Source organism: Gordonia sp. UCD-TK1 (assembly GCF_001691435.1).
In the GTDB taxonomy this organism is placed as follows: domain Bacteria; phylum Actinomycetota; class Actinomycetes; order Mycobacteriales; family Mycobacteriaceae; genus Gordonia; species Gordonia hongkongensis.
The window spans coordinates 82703-102547 of sequence record NZ_LZMP01000024.1 but is presented as its reverse complement, the minus strand read 5'-3'; the positions used below and the strand labels follow the sequence as shown (position 1 = coordinate 102547).

20 protein-coding genes and 3 tRNA genes are annotated in these 19845 nt (G+C 67.1%); 13 read left to right on the top strand and 10 right to left on the bottom strand.

Annotated elements, in window-relative coordinates; genetic code table 11:
- Window positions 1–4 precede the first annotated feature (4 nt).
- Window positions 5–1072 (bottom strand): histidinol-phosphate transaminase, encoded by a 1068-nt coding sequence (hisC, locus tag A9310_RS14385; RefSeq protein WP_065631214.1) that lies wholly within the window; start codon window positions 1070–1072, stop codon window positions 5–7.
- A gap of 118 nt (window positions 1073–1190) precedes the next feature.
- On the opposite strand from hisC, the gene A9310_RS14380 reads away from it, so the two are divergent.
- From A9310_RS14380 to A9310_RS14365, 4 genes are all read left to right on the top strand, one after another.
- A tRNA-Ser gene (locus A9310_RS14380) sits at window positions 1191–1282 on the top strand.
- A gap of 36 nt (window positions 1283–1318) precedes the next feature.
- Window positions 1319–1391, top strand: a tRNA-Arg gene (locus A9310_RS14375).
- A 119-nt stretch (window positions 1392–1510) separates the two neighbouring features.
- The gene (locus A9310_RS14370; protein ID WP_065631213.1) at window positions 1511–2149 is read left to right on the top strand and encodes a BlaI/MecI/CopY family transcriptional regulator; all 639 of its coding nucleotides are present in this window, start codon (window positions 1511–1513) and stop codon (window positions 2147–2149) included.
- Window positions 2149–2535 (top strand): hypothetical protein, encoded by a 387-nt coding sequence (locus A9310_RS14365; protein WP_065631212.1) that lies wholly within the window; start codon window positions 2149–2151, stop codon window positions 2533–2535. The genes A9310_RS14370 and A9310_RS14365 overlap by 1 nt, the downstream gene beginning before the upstream one ends.
- 195 nt (window positions 2536–2730) lie before the next feature.
- On the opposite strand, the gene helR is transcribed toward A9310_RS14365, so the two are convergent.
- The gene (gene helR, locus A9310_RS14360) at window positions 2731–4857 is read right to left on the bottom strand and encodes an RNA polymerase recycling motor ATPase HelR (RefSeq protein WP_065631211.1); all 2127 of its coding nucleotides are present in this window, start codon (window positions 4855–4857) and stop codon (window positions 2731–2733) included.
- Window positions 4858–5460: 603 nt separating this feature from the next.
- Here helR and A9310_RS14355 point away from each other — a divergent pair.
- Together A9310_RS14355 and A9310_RS14350 are read left to right on the top strand one after the other, a co-directional pair.
- Window positions 5461–6246 (top strand): hypothetical protein, encoded by a 786-nt coding sequence (locus A9310_RS14355; protein WP_065631210.1) that lies wholly within the window; start codon window positions 5461–5463, stop codon window positions 6244–6246.
- Between the two features lie 160 nt (window positions 6247–6406).
- On the top strand, window positions 6407–6961 hold the full coding sequence (locus A9310_RS14350) for a putative glycolipid-binding domain-containing protein (RefSeq protein ID WP_082652894.1): 555 nt from the start codon (window positions 6407–6409) through the stop codon (window positions 6959–6961).
- Between the two features lie 35 nt (window positions 6962–6996).
- On the opposite strand, the gene A9310_RS14345 is transcribed toward A9310_RS14350, so the two are convergent.
- Entirely contained in the window at window positions 6997–7971 is a 975-nt protein-coding gene (locus tag A9310_RS14345; protein WP_065631209.1) for a prephenate dehydrogenase, read from the bottom strand.
- A gap of 78 nt (window positions 7972–8049) precedes the next feature.
- Here A9310_RS14345 and A9310_RS14340 point away from each other — a divergent pair, with 78 nt between their 5' ends.
- The 5 genes from A9310_RS14340 to A9310_RS14320 all read left to right on the top strand — a co-directional run bounded on the left by A9310_RS14340 (window position 8050) and on the right by A9310_RS14320 (window position 10017).
- Entirely contained in the window at window positions 8050–8592 is a 543-nt protein-coding gene (locus A9310_RS14340) for a tRNA adenosine deaminase-associated protein (RefSeq protein ID WP_058250986.1), read from the top strand.
- A gap of 19 nt (window positions 8593–8611) precedes the next feature.
- Window positions 8612–9076 (top strand): nucleoside deaminase, encoded by a 465-nt coding sequence (locus A9310_RS14335; RefSeq protein WP_171011642.1) that lies wholly within the window; start codon window positions 8612–8614, stop codon window positions 9074–9076.
- 123 nt (window positions 9077–9199) lie between these two features.
- Complete coding sequence (locus A9310_RS14330) at window positions 9200–9469, top strand: hypothetical protein (protein ID WP_065631208.1); 270 nt, start codon at window positions 9200–9202, stop codon at window positions 9467–9469.
- 170 nt (window positions 9470–9639) lie between these two features.
- Complete coding sequence (locus tag A9310_RS14325; protein WP_065631207.1) at window positions 9640–9849, top strand: CsbD family protein; 210 nt, start codon at window positions 9640–9642, stop codon at window positions 9847–9849.
- 77 nt (window positions 9850–9926) lie between these two features.
- A tRNA-Ser gene (locus A9310_RS14320) sits at window positions 9927–10017 on the top strand.
- 61 nt (window positions 10018–10078) lie between these two features.
- On the opposite strand, the gene A9310_RS14315 is transcribed toward A9310_RS14320, so the two are convergent.
- Window positions 10079–10759: an MspA family porin gene (locus A9310_RS14315; RefSeq protein WP_065631206.1), complete on the bottom strand. Its 681-nt coding sequence runs from the start codon at window positions 10757–10759 to the stop codon at window positions 10079–10081.
- Window positions 10760–10806: 47 nt separating this feature from the next.
- A complete protein-coding gene (locus tag A9310_RS14310) occupies window positions 10807–11475 on the bottom strand; it encodes an MspA family porin (RefSeq protein ID WP_065631205.1) in 669 nt (222 codons plus the stop codon).
- Between the two features lie 291 nt (window positions 11476–11766).
- On the opposite strand from A9310_RS14310, the gene A9310_RS14305 reads away from it, so the two are divergent.
- Entirely contained in the window at window positions 11767–12453 is a 687-nt protein-coding gene (locus A9310_RS14305) for an AMP-binding protein (protein ID WP_254661265.1), read from the top strand.
- A gap of 7 nt (window positions 12454–12460) precedes the next feature.
- Here the strand turns inward: A9310_RS14305 and A9310_RS14300 are convergent, their stop codons facing one another.
- The 4 genes from A9310_RS14300 to A9310_RS14285 form a co-directional block, all read right to left on the bottom strand.
- Window positions 12461–13966, bottom strand: a complete 1506-nt coding sequence (locus tag A9310_RS14300; RefSeq protein WP_065631203.1) for a sigma factor-like helix-turn-helix DNA-binding protein — start codon at window positions 13964–13966, stop codon at window positions 12461–12463.
- 72 nt (window positions 13967–14038) lie between these two features.
- A complete protein-coding gene (locus A9310_RS14295; RefSeq protein WP_065631202.1) occupies window positions 14039–15775 on the bottom strand; it encodes a SulP family inorganic anion transporter in 1737 nt (578 codons plus the stop codon).
- On the bottom strand, window positions 15775–16326 hold the full coding sequence (locus A9310_RS14290) for a hypothetical protein (RefSeq protein ID WP_254661264.1): 552 nt from the start codon (window positions 16324–16326) through the stop codon (window positions 15775–15777). Before A9310_RS14290 ends, A9310_RS14295 begins: the two co-directional genes overlap by 1 nt.
- A 101-nt stretch (window positions 16327–16427) precedes the next feature.
- Window positions 16428–17024, bottom strand: coding sequence for a TetR/AcrR family transcriptional regulator (locus A9310_RS14285; protein WP_254661263.1), 597 nt, complete (start codon window positions 17022–17024; stop codon window positions 16428–16430).
- A gap of 36 nt (window positions 17025–17060) precedes the next feature.
- Here A9310_RS14285 and A9310_RS14280 point away from each other — a divergent pair, with 36 nt between their 5' ends.
- Window positions 17061–18017 carry a DMT family transporter gene (locus tag A9310_RS14280; RefSeq protein WP_083207397.1) on the top strand — a complete coding sequence of 319 codons (957 nt, stop codon included), beginning with the start codon at window positions 17061–17063 and terminating at the stop codon, window positions 18015–18017.
- A 28-nt stretch (window positions 18018–18045) separates the two neighbouring features.
- Here the strand turns inward: A9310_RS14280 and A9310_RS14275 are convergent, their stop codons facing one another.
- Window positions 18046–19830: a DUF3556 domain-containing protein gene (locus A9310_RS14275; protein ID WP_065631200.1), complete on the bottom strand. Its 1785-nt coding sequence runs from the start codon at window positions 19828–19830 to the stop codon at window positions 18046–18048.
- Between the last annotated feature and the right edge of the window lie 15 nt (window positions 19831–19845).

Here is a 19845-nt window from a genome sequence, read left to right as displayed (position 1 = left end):
GGGATCAGCTGCGAGGACCGTCCCAGCCCTCGGTGAACCGCAGGAACACGTCGTCCTCGGCGGCGTTGGTGACGGTCACCCGCACGCCGTCGCCGTCGAACGGGCGGACCACCACCCCGGCGTCGACGCAGGCGCGCGCGAAGTCCATCGACGCCGCTCCCAGGTCGAGCCACACGAAGTTGGCCTGCGAATCGGGGACCCGGTAGCCCGCGTCGCGCAGTCGTGCGGTGACGCGGGCGCGTTCGACGACGACCGCGTCGGTGCGGGCCAGCAACTGGTCGCCGGCGTCGAGGCTGGCGAGCGCGGCGGCCTGGGCGACGCTGCTGACCGAGAAAGGCACGTGAACCTTGCCGAGGGCGGTGATGACCTCCGGATCGGCGATGGCGTAACCCACGCGCAGCCCGGCCAGCCCGTACGCCTTCGAGAAGGTTCGCAGCACCACGAGGTTGCGGAACTCGCGTCGGAGTTCGAGTGCGTCGTACGCCTGACTCGACGGCAGGCGCAGGTACTCGAAGTACGCCTCGTCGAGCGCGACGATGACGTCGGACGGCACGCTCTGCAGGAACTCCCGCAGGTCGGCTGCCTCGACCACGGTCCCGGTCGGGTTGTTCGGATTGCACACGAAGATCAGCCGCGTGCGGTCGGTGACCGCGTCGGCCATCGCGCGTAGGTCGTAGGTCAGATCGCCGGTGAGCGGGACCTGGACCGGTGTCGCGCCCGCGACGCGCGTCGCCAGGGGATAGGTCTCGAAGGACCGCCACCCGAAGACCACCTCGTCGCCCGGTCCGCTGGTGACGAGGATGAGGTTCTGACAGAGGATGACCGACCCGCATCCCACCTGGACCTCGTCTTCGGTGACCCCGAGGCTCTTGGCCAGCGCTGCGGTCAGCTCCACCATCCCGTTGTCGGGGTAGCGGTTCACGGCTGCGGCCGCCGCGCCGATCGCCTCGACGACGCTCGGCAGCGGACCTTCGGTGACCTCGTTGCTGGCAAGCTTCACCGCTCCCGGAAACGTCTTGCCCGGTACGTATACGGGAAGGTCGTCCAGGTCGGGGCGGATTCGCAGGCTCACCCGACCAATGTAGGCCGCGACCCCGATGAGGCAGAAACCGGCTCTGACCAACCGGTTTGCTTGTGGACGCGAAGGGTGTGTAACCTTTCGACTCGGCAGTTCGAAAGGACTCCGCCAAGGAGGCGTGCCAGAGCGGCCGAATGGGACTCACTGCTAATGAGTTGTCTCGCTAAAACGGGACCGGAGGTTCAAATCCTCTCGCCTCCGCCACCGCAGTCGGCCGACGGCGGTACAACTGAATAGCACGCGCCCGTAGCTCAACGGATAGAGCATCTGACTACGGATCAGAAGGTTTGGGGTTCGAATCCCTACGGGCGCACAGAGAATCGCCAGGCGAGACCATGTCTCGCCTGGCGTTTTGTTTCGTCTTCTCACCACGAGATGCTGATCCCCAACTATAGTTGCGATAGTCTAACTTTAGTTGGAGGGGAGTCGGAGATGCAGCTCCACAAGCCGTTCGCGACGGTGACGCCGACCCTGGACGGCGACGTGCTCGATGTCCTTGCGAGTGCAGACGAAACATTCACGATCACTCAGGTCCAGCGCATTCTCACCTCTGCGTCGGGAGAAGGAATTCGCAAGGTCCTCAACCGCCTCACCAAACAGGGCGTGGTGCTGCATGACGAGGTGGGTAGGACCCACACTTACCGTCTCAACACCGAGCATCTAGCGGCTGACGCAATCATGGCGGTATCGCGCCTGAACTCGACATTTCTGCGCCGACTCGAACAACACCTGAGCAGCTGGGGGAGCACGCTGCGTTACGCCGCCGTGTTCGGTTCGGCCGCCACGGGGCGGATGGCGCTCGACAGCGACATCGATTTGTTCCTGGTGCGGGGCCCTGATTCCTCCGACGACGGGGACGACTTGTGGGAACAACGGGTGACCGAACTCGCTCGACTGATCACCGCGTGGACCGGTAACGACGGCCGGATTGTCGAGTACGCCGAGCAGGAGTTTCATGCCGCGGCCTCTGCCGGTGAGGCTGTGTTCGACGACGTGTCGAAGCAGGGCCTGACCGTCGCGGGGACACGGTCCTGGTTCAACGCGCAGCTGCGTTCGGTGAGGAGGCCTTGATGGCCGGACAGCGGAACTGTGACTCCGGGGTCACCGCGGGGCGTCTGTCGAAGGCGAACGAATTTTTCGACGCCGCAGAACTTCTCGTCGACGAAATGCCCAACGCTGCCGGCGACTTGTACGTCGATGCGGGTATCGCTGCCGCGGACGCGATCTGCTGCGTGCGCCTCGGTACGCACTCGAACACCGGCAACCACAGTGAGGCTGTTGCCCTGCTCCGGCGAGCGGACAGCGGATCCGAACGGCATCTGAATACGCTGCTCAATTTGAAGAACAAGGTTGCTTACACACATCAGGACCTGAGCTCCGCAGAGTTGAAGAAGATGAATCGCGCTGCGGAACATTTGGTCGAGGCGGCGAAGCAGGCGGTTGCGGCTCGGGGGTAGCGCCGCGTGCAGAAAGTCTGGGGTTCGAATCCCTACGGGCGCACCACAGAGGCCCGTCACCGATCCCGGTGACGGGCCTCTTCTGTGTGCACCGGAACCCTGGGTGGGTGGACGAGGTGCCGGTGCTGTCTTCCATCCTCGCCGGCGTCCGGGACGTCGACACGAGTACGGCACTACCCCAATCGGTGGTGGGGTCTACGTGCGGAGGATCACCAACTGCTGAGTCGCCCGGGTCATCGACACGTAGCGGTCGACCGCGCCTTCGGTGCCCGCGCCGAAGGCGTCGGGGTCGACGAGCACCACGAGGTCGAACTCGAGCCCCTTGGCGAGGGTGGGGGTGAGCGACCGCACGCGGTCGGTCCCGGCGAAGCCGGGTTCGCCGATCACACAGGCGATTCCGTCTCGATGCGTCGAGGTCCAGTCGTCGATCACGGTGTCGAGGTCTGCGCGGTCGCCGTAGGTGACCGGAATGCCCGCGCGCCGAACCGAAGTCGGCACGTTCGCATCGGGGAGGGCCGCGCGGATGACGGGGGCGGCCGCATCCATGATCTCTTCCGGGGTCCGGTAGTTGATCGTGAGTCCCGCCGAGGTGACGTCGCGCAGACCGACGCGCCGAAGTCGCTCTGCCCATGACTCGGGGAATCCGCGTCGTGCCTGCGCGCGGTCGCCGACGACGGTGAAGCTCTTCGACGGGCAACGGTCGATCAGCATCTGCCACTGGGCGTCGGTGAGTTCCTGCGCTTCGTCGACGACGATGTGCGCGAACGGCCCGGACAGTGGGCGGGCGGTCTCGCTCACGGACCCGTCCCCGAGGTTGTGGCGCAGGTTCTCGTGCCGGAGCATCGTCATGAGTCCCTCGCCGTCGTCGTGGACCTCGGCGGCGATCAGGTCGTCGACCACCTGGTCGATCCGCTCGCGTTCCTTCGCCAGGTCCGCGCGCTGTCGGCGACGACGGGCCGACGCTGCCGGGTCCCCGATCCGGCGGTGGGCGCGGTCGAGGACCGGCAGGTCGGCATCGGTCCAGGCATCGGGGACGCTGCGCTGGAGTGCGCGTACCTCGCCGGGTGACAGCCACGGCGCACACATGCGGAGGAAGGCCGGCACCGACCACAGGTCACCGACGATCTCGGCGGCGTCCAGGATCGGCCATGCCCGCGAGAAGGTTGCCGCGAGTTCGTCATTCGCGGCCAACGCACGACGCAGCGCATGCTGGGGCACATCGTCGTCGTGTCGCGACGCGATGATTGACACCAGTTCTTCCCACACCTCGTCCCGCGCCTCGTTGTGTGCGGTCCCGCTGTCGGCTGCGTCGAAGGCGTCCGCCCAGTCGCCGGCGGTCAGAGTCGTTTCCGTCCAGGGTGTTTCGACCACGAACGGCGTCGTCGGCGGTTGTTCGTAGAACTTGACCGCCGGCTCGACCGCCTCGACCATCCGGGCCGACGACTTCAACCGTGCCACGTCGACGTCGGCTTCGGTTGTCGCCGAATCACCTTCGACGACGAGATCGGCGAGGGTGCACGTCTGGACGCTCTCCTCCCCGAGGCTCGGCAGCACATCGGCGACGTAGGCGAGGTACGGCCGATGAGGTCCGACGACGAGCAACCCGCCCCGATTACCGGCGAGGCGCGGATCGGCGTAGACGAGGTAGGCGGCACGATGCAGCGCGACGACGGTCTTGCCGGTTCCCGGCCCGCCGTCGACGACGAGGGTCCCGTGCGAGTCGGCTCGGATGATCGCGTCCTGATCGGTGGCGATGGTGCCCAGGACATCTCGCATGCGCGGGGAACGACTGGCGCCGAGGTCGGCGAGGAACGCGGACTGCTCGTCGAGCGCCGCGTGCGAGGTGAGCACCGCGGGGTCGTCGACGAAGACCTCGTCCCAGTAGTCGGTGATCCGGCCGTGGGTCCAGCGGTAGCGGCGTCGGCTCACCAGTCCCATCGGGTCGCGGCGGGTGGCGGCGAAGAACGGCGCGGCCAGCGGGGTGCGCCAGTCGACGAGCAGGGTCTTGCCCGCGGCATCGGTCAGCCCGAGTCGGCCGATGTAGAGGATCTCCCCGTCGTCGCGGACCAGCCGACCCAGGCACAGGTCGAGGCCGAACCGCCGCAGCGATCGGATACGTGCGCCGAGCTGGTGGATCTCCATGTCGCGGTCGACGGCCCGACGACCCCTGCCACCGGCTTCGCGCCGAAGGTGCTGCAGGCGCTTATCGGCGTCGGCCAAGGTGCGTCGCAGGTTCGTGGTGATCGAGACGAAGTGTCGGGTGTCGTCGGCGACGAGGGCCGGATCGTTCTTCGGGGACAGGCTGTCCGGGAGGGCGAACACCGGGGTGGTCGTTGACGTCGCGTCGTCGGGGACTGAGGTCTCAGGGACTGGGGTTTCGGGGACTGGGGGCACAGAGATGACTCCGAATCAGCAGGTGGCAGGGGTGGTCGTCGCAGGTGAGACAGCGATTCTGCACCGGATAGGGGGTCTTGCGGCAAGCCCCTGTCCAGGGCTTATGGTGAAAGGGGCAGAGATCGGCGGGTGCGCAGGTGAAACGGACCCCGATATCACTTGTCCTGGACGTCCGCGCAGCTGTTGCAGCCCGCGGTGCTGTATGTGAAAGTACTTTCAGTTCACTACGGTGAACTCTTTTCGGCGGGGCCTGTCAGGGGGCTGCCGCCCCCGAGGGGCACGGGGGTGGGGCGGCAGCGCGGCCACGGTTTCCCCGTCTCCGTCATTGATGTTCGGGCTCATTCGACCGACTGGTTCGCTGTCGTCGCGGCATCGTCCGGCCTGCGGTTTTCCGATCGTCGAGGTGGGCTCCCGACTTCGCGCCGTAAGGTCGGAGAGGGAATGACGCGCGGCGTCGAGCCGAACCGTAGGTTTCGGCTGAGGCCGCGCCGCGTCGACGACGACGCTCGAGAATCCGACCGGAGGCCGACGATGGGACAGCCGTACGGGGGGCCGAACCCCGGCGCTCACAACCCTCGACGCCGCGACGGAGGCGGCAGCCAGACCGGCGGGTCGCCTCGCGATCTCTACAGGCAACCCGTCGCACCGCAGCTCTATCCGCCGCTCGGGTACGCCGCGGACGGGACCCCGATGTTCCGCCCCGGCCAGCCGACCAACACCGAGCTCACCGTGGCCGAGCGCGCCGAGCGTGCCGAGGCCGAACGCGTCGCGGCCGCCGAGCGGGAGGCCGAAAGCGCCGACGGCCGACCGGGTTCACGCATCCGCAAGGTGCCCACCGCGACCCTCATCCTGACCCTGGGCGTGGTGGTGCTGCTCGTGGTGGCTTTCGTCGGGTTCCTCGGGCTGCGGGAGGAGGCACCGCAGGACCGCTTCGCCGACTCGCCGCCGGTCACCGACACCATGCCGATCCCACGCACCTTCGAACCACCCAGCCTCACCCCGCCCGACCCGGGACAGCAGCTTCCGGGCCAACCTGGTGAGCGCATCGATCCGCAGAACAAACCGGTGACCTACGAGGCGACCATCGACGGACAGGCCACCATCCTCTACGTCGACGACAACGGCCTGCGCTCGGAGTTCGCCCCGACGAATCCGTGGACCGTCCAGTTCACCGGCGGGGTCAACCCGCTGCGCCTCTTGGTCATCGCGGGAACGGGTAGCTCGGTGAGTTGCTCGATCACGGTCGCGGGCGAGGTGGTGGTCGAAGACACCGTGACGCCGTCATCGACCCGCCGGACCGCGTCCTGTATCGCCTGAACGGTCACGTCTTCGGGGTCCCGGACCGGGTGATCGGTCGGGTGACCAGGTCGTCCGATGTGTGATCGGGGCGGTTGCTCGCTACCGTGGTCACGTGAGTTCTCCGCAGACAGCCCCTGACAGCGGTCAGTCCTCCGCCACCAACGACGAGTTCAAGACGATGCTCACGTGGCGAGGCGAAGACACCGATCGACTGGAACAGGTCCGCCTGGTCGTGTCCGGCGCACGACTCAAGGCCTATGGACGGATCATCGCCGCGGCGACCGCCGACCACGAGGCGTTCTCCGCGTCCTACGAGCTGCAGACCACCGATGCCGGTGTGGTCAAGCGGCTCACCGTCCACCTGGTACGCACTGACGGTGAGACGCAGTTCGGCATCACGCGCGACGACGAGGGCACGTGGCTGATCCGTCGTCCCGACGGTGAGACCACCCGTTCGGACTTCGACGGCGCCGAAGACGTGGACCTCGCTCTGTCACCGATGTTCAACGCCTTGCCGATCCGGCGACGTGCTCTCTCGGCGTCGACTCCCGGAGCGGTCGAGATCCCGGTCGCGTACATGTACCTGCCCAGCGGAGACGTGAAGCCGGCGACGATGTCGTACACCCCGGGCACGGACGGATTCCGTGTGGTGTCGCCGCTTGCGACCACCACCATCACCGTCGACGAGAACAACTTCGTCGTCGACTACCCGGGTCTCGCACGCCGGGTCTGACGTGTGCGGGCGGCCCCAGGGACACGGCGCGGCGGTCAGCCCACCCACACCCGGCCCTGATGGGCCTGCCGGCGTAGTTCCTGCTGCCACCCGTCGTCGCCGACCGTCACCCCGGAGATGACCTCCGCGGCGCCGGAATGCAGTTGCTCGTACGCCTTTCGCGCGCGGTGCCCGTCGTCGACCAGCACTTCGGCGGTTCCGTGGTCGCGGAGTTCGTCGCGGACGGCGGTGAGGCGGTCGATGGTCTCGCTGAGGACGTTGAGCACGGCGATGCCGTTGGCCTCGATCATCGCGCGCTGCAGGGCGGGTGCGGTGCCGGCGACGCGGGTGCCGTCGCGAAAGCTGCCGGCGGCCAGGCGTAGGGCGAGGTCGCTCTCACCGGCCCCGACGGCGGCCGTGGCCGCGGCGGTCAGGTGTGGCAGATGCGAGATCGCGGCGACCGCCCGATCGTGCGCGTCGGGTGCGACCGGCACCACTCGCGAGCCGACCGTCACGGCCAGCGCGGCCACCGTGAGCCAGTCGTCGGCCGGGGTGTGGTCGGTGGTGGTGACCGCCCACATCGCCCCGTCGAAGAGGGTGGCGTCGGTTGCCGCCCAACCCGACGAACTGGTCCCGGCCATCGGATGCCCGCCGACGTATCGACCTCCGGGATGCAGATCGGCGAGTAGGCGCTCGACTTCCTGCTTGACGCTGATCACGTCGGTGACCAGGAGCCCGGGCGCGTTCTCGGCGATGGCCGTCACCAGGGGGCCGATCGTCGTCACCGGTGTCGCGAGCACGAGCAGCGCGTCCGACGACGCCGCACGCTCGAGTATCGCAACGAGATCCGCGGACGCGTCATAACCGTCGCCGATGGCCGCATCGACGGTCGTGGCCGACCGGTTGTAGCCGAACGCCTCGTGCCCGGCGTCGTGCAGGGCCCGCAGCAGCGAGCCGCCGATCAGGCCGAGACCCAGCACACAGACCGGCGTGGGAAGGGCGACAGCGGGGGACGACGGCGCGGCAGTCACCCTGACACGTTCCCATACCGGTCATGCCCGGTGAACCGGGACTTGGGAGTACCGGTGATAGGGGCTACGGTTTGTCGCATGGCCGGTGCCGGATTTGGGAAGTCGGGGTCGAACGCGCAGGACGTGGACGACGACATCGACGGTTTCGCCGTGGCGGTCGTCCGCGACGAGAGCGGTTGGAAGGTCACCGCGATGAAACCGTCGGCGCTCTCCGATCTCGAGGACGCCGAGACCCAGTTGCGTGAGCTGCGTTCGGCGGGCGCGGTCTTCGGGCTCCTCGACGTCGACGACGAGTTCTTCATCATCGTCCGGCCGTCGCCGACCGGGGCGCGTCTGCTGATCTCCGACGCGACCGCCTCCGTCGACTACGACATCGCGGTCGACGCATTGGACGCCCTCAACATCGAGGTCCCCGACATCGATCCGGACGAGCTCGATCAGATCGATCCGTGGGAGGAAGGGGACCTCGGGTTGCTCGCCGACCTGGGACTGCCCGACGCGGTCATGAGCATCATCGTCGGGGACACCGATCTGTATGCCGACGAACAGCTCGGCATGATCGCGGCGCGGCTCGGTTTCGCCGACGAGCTGGGCAAGGTTCTCGACTCCCTCGGCCACTGAGCCCGCACGAAGCCGCGCGATGAGTGCGCCCGCCTGGGAGGCCATGGTCCGGTCCGCGCTCGACGCGGCGGCACTGTCGGGGACCGACGACGTACCCATCGGGGCAGTCGTGTTCGACCCCGAGGGCGTCGAACTGGCCCGCGCCGCCAACCGTCGCGAGGCCGATTCCGATCCGACGGCCCACGCCGAGGTGCTTGCGCTGCGTGCCGCGGCGCGGGCGTTCGGTGATGGATGGCGGCTCCCGGGATGCACTATCGCGGTGACCGTCGAACCGTGCACCATGTGTGCCGGAGCGATCACGCTGTCCCGGGTCGACGCCGTCGTCTTCGGGGCGTGGGAGCCCAAGACCGGTGCCGTCGGTTCGCTGTGGGACGTCGTCCGCGATCCACGGCTGTCACATCGCCCCCAGGTGAAGGGCGGCGTCCTCGAAGCCGAGTGCCGCGCACTCATGGTCGACTTCTTCGCCACCCGACGACACCCGTGACCGTCGTCATCTCGGGGTCGTGAGGACTCAAGATCGGTGAGATCTCAGGGTGCAGACCGGTGGTCGGTGGCGGGCGGTCCTGGCAGATTGGACGTCAGCATCCCCGATCCGCGAGGAGTAATCATGACCGATCCGTCCGACAAGGTGACCGCGGCCTTCGACACCGCCAAGGCCAAGATCAACGAGCTCGCCGAGAGCGGCAAGGTCCAGGAGGCGCTGGGTACCGCGCGCGACAAGATCGACGAGTTCGTCGAGAGCAAGCAGGTCCAGGACGCGCTGGGCACCGCCAAGGACAAGCTCAACGATCTCGCCGAGAACGAGAAGGTCCAAGAGGCGTTCAGTACCGCCAAGGACAAGATCAACGAGGTGTCCCAGAAGTTCAACAGCCGCTGACAGGTCGCTGACCTGCGGTCATGCAGCTCAGTGCACACCTGTGGCACGGTGGGATGCGGGAGTCCGCTCCCCAGGCGGCGCCAGTGTCGAGCAGCCGGCGCGTCGGTCGTCGCCGAGTTCTTCCACATCGGACGGCACCCGGCCGCGCCGAACCTCACCGAGGAGGCTTCATGGGAACCACGGACGACGCCAAGAACAAGGCCGAAGAGCTCAAGGGTCGCGGCAAGGAAGCTGCCGGCAGCCTCACCGACGATCAGAGCCTCAAGAACGAGGGCAAGGGCGACCAGGCGAACGCCGAGGGCAAGCAGAAGATCACCGACGCCGCCGACGCCGTCAAGGGCAAGATCGACGACGTCAAGGACAAGCTGACCGGCCACTAGTGCAGCTGGCCGCTCGACGAAGCCCGCCTGAGCAGCCGATTTAAGTCTGACCTCGGGTCTGCGGTACAGTCTTCGGCGGTGGCGTGTCCGAGCGGCCGAAGGTGCAGCACTCGAAATGCTGTGTGCGGTAACCCCGTACCGAGGGTTCAAATCCCTCCGCCACCGCCAGGAATGGCCCCCCATCTTCACGGGTGGGGGGCCATTTCGCATCTCTGGGAGCGGTGGTCGGTCAGCCCATGCTGAACGGCTTTCCGTACACGGCGATCGACTGCGACACGTTGTCGGTGGTGATGCTCACCTTGGAGTACGACCGGGCCTGCGCGTAACCGGCGCAGCCGTTCACCATCATGGTCTCGTTGGTGTACGCCAGCGTGCCCTTGCCGCCGGAGAAGCTGATCGACGACGAGTGGCCGGCCGCACCGAACGCGTCTTTGTACTCACGGTCGTTGATGACGTAGTTGACGGCCTGGCCGGGCCCGATGGTCACGCCGGCGCCGGTCTCGGCCGTCGTGGTCGCGCTCTGGAGGTCGAAGTCGGGTGCGGTCGCGCCGGCCCTGCTGTTCGAGTTACCGCCCAGCGTCAGCTGGCAGCCGACGATGTAGCCGGCGCCGACACCGATCTTCGCGGCCGGGTCGGAGGTGGTCACCACATACTTGCCGGACACCCAGGCGTTGCGGTGCAGGGGCGTGGCGCCCATCGACGGGGTGATCCGCGCGGACTCGTTGCTGCGCGTGATGGTCACCGTCGTACCGTCTTTCAACTTCTTCGTGACGGATTGCCCGGGGAGTTGGACGGTGGTGTCGGCGTGTGCGGGTGCGGCATCGAGGACGGGTATCAGTGCCGCGCAGGCGACTGCGGTCGTGGACGCGATGATCCGGGTGCGCGTGGTGCGGCGCTTGGTGACGGTCATGGGAGCTCCGATTCGGCGGGTCATGGTGGTGGGCAACGGGTTCGCGGTCAGCCGATGGAGAACGGCTTGCCGTAGAGGTTCACCTTCTGGTGCACCTCGCCGGTGGTCTCGATCGTGGTGAATGCTCGCGCCTGGGCGTAACCGCCGCAGTTCTGCACGTCGATCTGCGCGTCGTCGTAACCGAGGTGGTAGGTACCGGCCTTCTCGATGTTCTTGGTGTTCAACACCACGAACGTGACGTCGCCGGCGGCCAGCGGGACGGTCAGGGTCCCCGACAGGGAGGGGGCGGTCGGGGTCAACGATCCGGACAGACCGCCCTGGAGGCCCTTGATGTTCACCTGGCACCCGATGATGTAGCCGGTGGACAGGGTGGCGGCGGCGCCGTTCGTGGCGGTTCCGTTGCTTCCGGGCAGGGTTGTATCGCCGGCCGCGCCGACGCTCGGTCCTGCCTTCGCGGGTTTGAGATTCGGTGCGTACAAGGTGATCTGGCCGCTGACCCAGGTGGTTCTGGACACGCCGTTGGCGGCCATCGACGTCGAGACCCGCGCGCTCTCCTCGGATCGGACGATCTGGACGCCCTCACCTTTCGCGGTGCCGCCCGGAAGCCGGACGAATGTGTCTGCGCCCGCCGACGCGGCGCCGGCGAGCAGCGCGGCAGTCACCGATCCGCCGATGAGTGCGGACAGTCCGACGGCCCGCAGGGTTCGTTGTGTCATCTCGTGCTCTCCTCGTGTCATCTACCCGTTCGGAAACGGGGTGTCGCATGCGCGTCGGGACTCATCGCAGGGKGAGGCCCGACAGTGCGGCAGGGTGGGATCGTAGGTGAACGTACCCTAAATATGAGATGAGTGAAAAACTATGTAGGGGGTTGACACCGACCCGCCTGGTAAAGGTAGCCTAACCTCTGCAAGGCGAGGGTCTCGTGCCGGTGCGAGCCGGCGGAGCCGCCCGCGAGTTCTACGAGTTCGGCTGCACGGCAGACGAACTCGCTACGCATACGGGGATGTGTGAGTCAGACGTCGGCTTCATGTTCGCCGCTGAGCGGCGCCCACGACACCCATGGCTCGCTGCCCGCGGTGCACACCGGTGACGCCGTCATCGACTTCGAACGGTTCTACGAGTCCGTGGAATGGATGGCCGAGCAACTGGTCTCCTGCGGGGTCCGCGCGGGCAGTCGGGTGGGCCTCGTGATCCGCACGGGTTGGGAGTTCGTGCTCGCCACGCATTCCTTGCTGGAGGTCGACGCCGTCACGGTTCCGATCGTCCTCGGCCCATCGTGCGAACCGGCGCATTCGTGCGAGATCGGTTTCGTGCTCGCTCATGTCGATCAATGCATCGAGGTCGAGGATCTGGTCGAAGCCGCCGTGCCCCGGAAGCACTGTCGTCAGATGTACCGCGTCGGCGACGAGTTCGTCCTCGCTGCACTCCGGACGGCGGACATGCTCCGGAACGAGGGCGGCCTCGTCGTCGACCTCGGCGACGGACCACAAGACGCCACAGGCCAACTGATCGCCGAGGCGGAGCGGATGGTGGCAGACGTCGGGTTGCGTCGTGGCGAGTATGTGTCTTTCGAAGGCGATCTCGGTACTCGCGACACCATGGTCCGGATCCTCGCCTGCGCGTCGGCCGGTGCATGCGTCGCGGTCGACGCCCCGTACGGCGAGCCCCACTGGGGTGCCCCGAGCACTCGCTGACCGATGCTCAGCGCAGTGCGGCCGTGACTCGGTCCGCGAGGTCGGTCTCGCGACGCCTGCCGAGGAGCTCTACGACCTCGTCGATGCCGGATTTCGATGGCAACCACAGTGATTCGGCGAGCACCTGGAGGAGTCGGGTTCTGGTGAGCCGGGTCGGTCGCCGCCCGATCCGGGTCAGGATGTCCGCGGCGGACGACGCGGTTGCGTGCTCGGCCCGTCGAACGGCGAAGGTGTGCGGCCCGAAGTCGAGGAACACGGGCGTACCCGGTTCCAGTTCGAGCTCATCGATGAACCGCTTGATCGAGCCGGATCGTGCCTGAACCGATGCCCACGTGAAAGCCTGTGTGCCCAGCTCGGTCTCGAGTGTGACCGGTGAACCGGGGCCGATGCCGAGAAGGCCGGCGAGTGCGCTGGGTATGTTGAAACCCGTTCCGCGACACTGCGCGGGAGTGATCGTCGTCGACCAGCGCACGACGTCGTCTTCGCGGTACAGTCCGCGCGTTCGTCCCGGCGTCCGCCGCGGCCGATGTGGTCGCTCGCGTCGGGTGACGATGCCGTCGCGAATCTGGAATTCGCCGGCGCCTGCGTACGCACGGATCGTGGTGTCGCTGACCTCGTGTCGGCCCTGGATCGTCGCGATGACGTCGTCGATGGGTGCGGCGCCGTCGTGGTCGGAGAGAATCGCATCGATCTGCAGATGCACCGGCTCGTACCGGCGAAGCCCCCACTCGGCGAGGCCGTAGCGGGTGCGATCGGTCTTGACGATGCGGGCGTCCGAGGTGATGGCGTTACGGATGCTGGCCTGTGCGCGGGGAATCGGTCGCATGGCGTCGACGATCTCGCCGAAGGTCAGTGGTGCGCCGCTTTCTCCGAGCACAGCGGCGACGACGTCACCCGTCGACGAGGTCATCGCGATCGCGTGGTCACCGAGCACCGCGTATCCCGTGCGACGCAACCATCGTGCGCCGGACGCGGGGGTCAGGCTGAGGCCGGCGGCGACGGCGTCGACCGGAACCAGCCCGCCGGTGTCGGCGGCGCCGTCGGCGACCGTCTTCGTGAGCTCGGCGACGGCGCGCAACGTGCCCCGGATGATCCAGTCCTCGGTCGTGCGCAGGCCGGAGGCCCTGGCCACCACGCGCCAGCAAGGTGCGTCGTCAACGCCGACGAGGGCCCCGGCGATCGGTACGTCGGCAACGAGCCGGACGGCGTCGGCGATCGGGGCGGTCGCACGATGGATCGCGGTGGACACTTCGGCCAGCGGGGGTGTCGTGCCGACCACGGAGGCGAGTCGCCGACGCAGTGAGCGGTCGATCTGGGTGACTCGCTCGCGGGACGATCCGAGGAGCTCGGCCACCTCGGATTGCGTCCGTGGGTGCAGGGCGTAGATGCGCTCGGTCAGTACTCGACGGTCCCGGTCCGAGAGCCCCGCCTCGAAGTCGGCGATGGCGGCTTTCGCCGCTGCCTCGGTGCCCGATCGCCCGGCCGTCGGTGGCACATTCGGGGACGCGGTCATCGGTGGCAGTTCCTCAGCGGACGGTGGCGGGTCGCCGGTCGGCAGTGACAACAAAGGCTACCCGCGCGGGACTCAGGCCTGACCGTCCGACGGTTCGATGTCCCGACGGAGTTGCCCGGTGATCTCGTCGATCTTCGCTCCCGTCGTGGGCGCGAAACGCGAGTCGTCGAAGCGCGGCCTCCCGTCGACACGCAAGTCGTACCGCCGGAGTTTGTCCCGCACCGGATCTTTCATCTCCGCGAAGACGAGTTCGATGTCGTGGGTGCGGAGGTAATCGTCGAGTTCGACGAGTTCGTCGACAGCGGTGGCGTCGATGTCGACGATGGGCTCGGCGGCGATGATCACGGTGTGGAGCTCTCGCCCCGCTGTTCTCGCCTCGCGGACTTTGCCTCGGACGTAGTCGTCGAACATGCCGCCGTTGGCGAAGAACAACGGGGCGTCGAATCGGATGATGAGCACACCGTCGATGCGTTCGGCCTCGGGATGGCGGGTCACATCGTGGTAGCCGCGCAGTCCCGGAACCCGCCCCAACTCCGTCCGGTACGGTCGCCACGCGAGATTCACGAAGGCGATGAACGACAGGCCGATCGCAACCAGGATGCCCTGCAGGACACCGATCAGCGCGACACCGAGGAACGCGGCGATCGACAGCGCACCCTCGACCCAGTTTGCGCGGAACAGCGCCACCACGCCGGAGATGTCGATCAGCGAGATGGCCGCGGCGATCACGACGGCGGCCAGCGCTGCTGACGGAAGGTAGGCGGTGACTCCCGGTGCGACGAAGATGAACACGACGATCAGAAGCGCCCCGACGACCGCGGCGAGTTGGGATTTGGCGCCGGCCTGTTCGGCCACCGGGGTGCGGGAGGACGACGCCGAGATCGCGAAGCCGCTCAGGAAGCCGGTGGCGATGTTCGCGGTGCCGATGGCCGCCATCTCCTGGCTGCCGTTGACCTGGTCACCCGCACGCGCGGCGAATGTTCGCGACAGCACGCTGGTGTCCGCGAACGCGATCAGCGCGATACCGACGGCCGGGCCGATCAGGCTGATGACGTCGTCGAGGGTGACGCCCTCCAGGGACGGTGAGGGGAAGCCGCGGGGCATGGCGCCGACGACCGGCAGGTCATCGGACCAACCGAAGACCGCGACCGCGATGATCGAGGCCACCACGGCGACCAGAACTCCGGGAATCGCTTTGCGCCAGAACTTGAGTCCGAAGATCAGGACCAGGCACGACACCCCGATGACCGTCGGCAGCAGCTCGGCCTCGCCGGACGTGACGCCCCGGACGATGTTGACGGCTTCCTGGAGGGCCGAATCGCCATCGACGCTGAAGCCCAACAGTTTCGGCAACTGGCTGAGCACCACGACCAGTGCGATCCCGTTGAGGTAGCCGATGCGGATGGGTTTGGACAGCAGGTCGGTGACGAAGCCGAGCCGGAGGAGGCCGCCGATCAGCAGCACCAGACCGACCTCGATGGCGAGTACGCCGGCCAAAGCGATGCGCTCGGCGTCGAATGCTGCGAGCGGAATGATCGACGCCGCGATGATCGGGGCGAGCGACGAGTCGGGGCCGAGGACCAAGATGCGGGACGGTCCGACGACGGCGTAGACGAGCAGCGGTATGACCGTTGCGTAGAGACCGGTGACCGGTGGCAACCCGGCGACTTCGGCGTACCCCATGCCGGCGGGAATGAGCAACGCCGTCAGGACGATCCCGGCGACGATGTCACCCTTCAGCCATGACCGCTCGTAGCTGCGGAGCACTCCCAGTCCGGGCAGGAATCGTGAGACCGTTTCCGGTTGCATCAGGCGATTATGAGCCCTGGCGGCGGTTTCGGCCTCTCTTTGCCCAGTAGTTGTCGTGCCGTTTGCGATTGTGTCAGGCGGTGACCGCCCCGGGGGGCGTGTCGCGGGTCCGTTGTCCGCGGCGGGATCACGGGCGACAGGGCCAGGGCGATGGTGCCGGTGACCGTGAGATGCGCGGGGGCTTCGGCGTGCAGGGTGCGACGATGCCGGGACAGGTCGACGACGGTGATGTCGACCATGGTCGCACCCGCCAGATGAGTCCCCGGGAAAGCGACATCGAGCAGTGCGGAGTGAAGCGGGAGGGCGGCGTCGACATGGACGACGACGCGTTCCCGGGCGACGATCGCAGACGCGACCCGGGTGACCAGCGTCGGGAACCACACCCCGGTCGGGCACAGGGATTGGCAGACGGGCTCGCCGTCGGCATCGAGGTAGAACGCGATCTTGCGGTGCAGCGATTCGGTGCGGAGGGACAGGTCGCCGGCGACGACGTCCGGTCCGACGGTGCGTAACGGTGTTCCCCACGTCGCGGTGTCGAACGATCTGGTCACGGTGACTCCTTTCAGAGAGGGCAGTATGTCGAACAAGGTCACCGCATCAGATCTACTCCGCATCATGTTGCTGCGGAACGCATCCGGGCGCTAAGAGTTCGTCAATACGACTGCTGGCCGTCGAAGGTCTCGAGTGCGAAGTCGCGAGCCGTGTCGAGAGCTCCCGGCTCGACCCCCATCCCGGCGGTCACCAGCGCGCCCTCATGGAGGATGAACAGTCGCTGTGCCAATGTGTGCGAGTCGGGCACGCCGGCCTTCGTCGCGATCGAGGCGAAGAGGTCCTGGAGCTCGTGCTTCTGCCCGACGATGATCGAGAACGCGGGATGCCCGGGATCGCTGATCTCGGCGTGTGCGTTGATCATTGCGCAGCCCTTGTGGCCGCGGTCCGCCGACCAGTCCCGCGTGGCGTCGAAGATCGCGGCGAGTTGTGCGCTCGGCGACGCATCGGCGGCGTCCAGGCGGGTGCGGAGGAACTCCTGCCAGGCGGCGTTGCGGGCACGCAGATACTCGACGACCAGTTGCTCCTTGGAGCCGAAGCGGTCGTAGAGCGTGCGTTTGGTGACGCCCGCGGCTGCGGCGATGGAATCGACACCGACCGCGTGGATGCCGTGTTCGTAGAACAGTGCTGAGGCCGCGTCGAGGATGAGTCGGGCCTTGGGTGTCCACTCCACGGTCGAGAGTGTGGTCTCGGCAGTCACATGACAAAGACTACACCGATCGGTAAGGTCGTCGGCATGCGAACTTCACAGATCGGTATACCTGCGCGATGGGTGACAGTTGTCATATCGGGGGTGTTCGTCGTCTGTTGGTCGTCGGGTTTCATCGGCGCGAAGCTGGGCGCGGGTGAGGCGCCGGTGCTCACGGTCCTCATGTGGCGATTCCTGGTGGTCGCGGTCGTACTCGGGGCCGCGGTGTACTTCCGGTGGCGTCGGCGTGGCCTCGCGCCGATGTCCGGGCGAGCGGTCGGTTCCCAGGTCGTCATCGGTGCGCTCTCGCAAGCCGGCTACACGGTCACGGTGTACTGGGCGATCGCTCTCGGCGTCAGCACCGGGACGACCGCACTCATCGACGGTGTCCAACCGCTCGTCGTCGCCGCACTGGCAGGTCCGTTGCTCGGGGCGGTCGCCCACCGACGACAGTGGTGGGGTCTACTCGTCGGGGCGGCCGGGGTTGTACTGGTCACCTGGTCGGACGCGACGTCGTCGGCGGACGCGCCCTGGTGGGCGTACCTCGTGCCGCTGCTCGGTATGGCCGCGCTCGTTGCCGCCACCTTCCTCGAACGACGCGTCGTCGACCCGCCGTCACCCATGGTCATCCTGGCGATCCACAGCGGCGTCTCCGCGGTGATCTTCACCGCGGCAGGCCTTCTCGCTGGAGTGGCGGTGCCACCGGCCGACCGTACGTTCTGGCTGTCGATCGCCTGGCTGTCGATCCTGTCGACGCTCGGCGGTTACGGGCTGTACTGGATACTCCTACGGCGATCCGGCGTCACCTCGGTGAACACGCTGATGTTCCTGATGCCGCCCGTCACCGCGGTGTGGGGCACCGCTATGTACGGCGAACCCTTCGGCTGGGCAACGGCTCTCGGGCTTGCCATGGCCGGTGGCGCCACCTGGGTCGTGAATCGGGCGGAGTCGTCGACCAAGGTGCGTGACCGGCGCCGGGCTGCTGAAGCTGTGGGGGCATTGTGATCCGCCTGGCGGACCCAATCGCCCCGACTCACCCGGTGGGATCTGCCCGGCCGTCGTCGGCGCGCCAGGTCACCGTGACGGGAACCTGGTCGTCCCACGGCTGTCGCGTGACCAGGTCGGCAACGCGTACGTATCCGCGTTCGAACTCGCCGATGGCCGGGTCGACGAGTCGGTATTCCTGCGTCTGACGGAGGATCGGCTGCGCGTCGAGCAGCACGATCCGGACCTCCCCGGGCTCGAAATGACAACGCCGCTGTAGGGATTCGATGAGCTGCTCGTTGGAGAGATGCCCGTCGCCGAAGTTCCATCCCATCGCCGTGCTGCAGATTCGTTCGCCGTCGGTCAGTACATACTCCGACTCCGCAACGCCGTTCTCATCCGGCCCGCTCGCTCCGCTCCCGGCGCCGGCCATCGCTCGGTGCGCCAACGTGAACAGGGCCCGACCGTGACTGTTGAACGAGCGGAACGCATATCCCATGTAGAGCGGTATCTGGGCCGCTTCGGGGCTGCCGCAGAACCGTTCGAGCTGCGCGGCCGGCATCGACGCGATGGCGACGATGCCCTGTTCGATCTTCGCCGACGCGGACGGCTTGATGCACCACAGGCCGGTGTCCCAATTGCCGGCGTAGTAGCGCATGCCGGGCAGGAACGAGACCTTGCGCGGCATCAGGTTCCCGATGATCACCGTGCCGGCAGAAACTGCGAACAGCAGTAGCGGCCAGGGTGATTGGAGGTCGGCGAGTCCGATGTCGGGGTGACCCACGAAGATCGCCAGGATGCCGAACATCATGAAGACGTTCCACTCAAGCGGGACGCCCATCGGGATCGACGACAGGATGCCGAAATGGAAGATCAGCATGATCGTCGCCGCCACCGCGGTCACCCACCCGCCGTGGGAGAAGAACAGGACGAGCGGCACGAGTCCTTCGACCGCAGTGGAGAAGTGCGCGATCCATCGTGATCGACGGCCCGGCCGCAGGTCGTCGGGAAAGTCCTCGAAGAACTTCCGTTTGATCTTCGGGGAACGCCAGATCGGGTTGTTGGACATCATCGTCGCGATGACGAAGGGGAAGTGCTTGTTCAACTTCGACGTCGCTGCCCCGAGCCAGATGCAGAGGAAGACCAGCTTCGCGGCGACGATCATGTCGACCCCGCTGAAGAGGAACGCCACGGTGAACGCGCCGTAGACCTCACCGCGCGCCGCGAGGAAGACGGTCTTGTCACGCAGACCGATCGCCGCGAGCACACCCAGGACGGCCCAGATCTGCCAGCTGGGGAGGACGCCGACGGTCGTGTCCAGCTCCGGGATCGCGCCGGTATCCGGACTGAACAGCGCTATGACCAGCAAGATGAGCAGGGTGCCGTAGAGGATGACGTCGACCGGGTTACGGGAATCGCCGGCAGTCAGCGGGATCCGCGGCCATGGTGGCTGCCGGATCGTCTTCGGGCGTAGCCAGTAGAGGATCGAACCCAGTGGCGGGAAGAACCGGTTGTTCAGCGGACCGAACCCGCATCCCAGGCCGACGACCTCGAACAGCATCGTGTAGAGCACGACCTTCTGGAAGACGATCGGCTCCTTGTACCAGTCGGTGACGTCGAAGAAGCCGTCGATCCCGGGTGTGCTGATCACGACGACCCAGCCGACGAGGACGTAGAGGAGGATCTTGCCGACGTAGAACAGGTGCAGCGCCACCGGTGTCCCGAACCCGACCTCGGCCCAGTGCCGCGCCATCGGCTTGATCTTCTCCGCGCGCGTGCCCTGACTCCAGGTCGGGAAGTCGATCTCCGGCGTGGTCTGCTTCAGGAATCCCATCGACGAGAAGCTAAC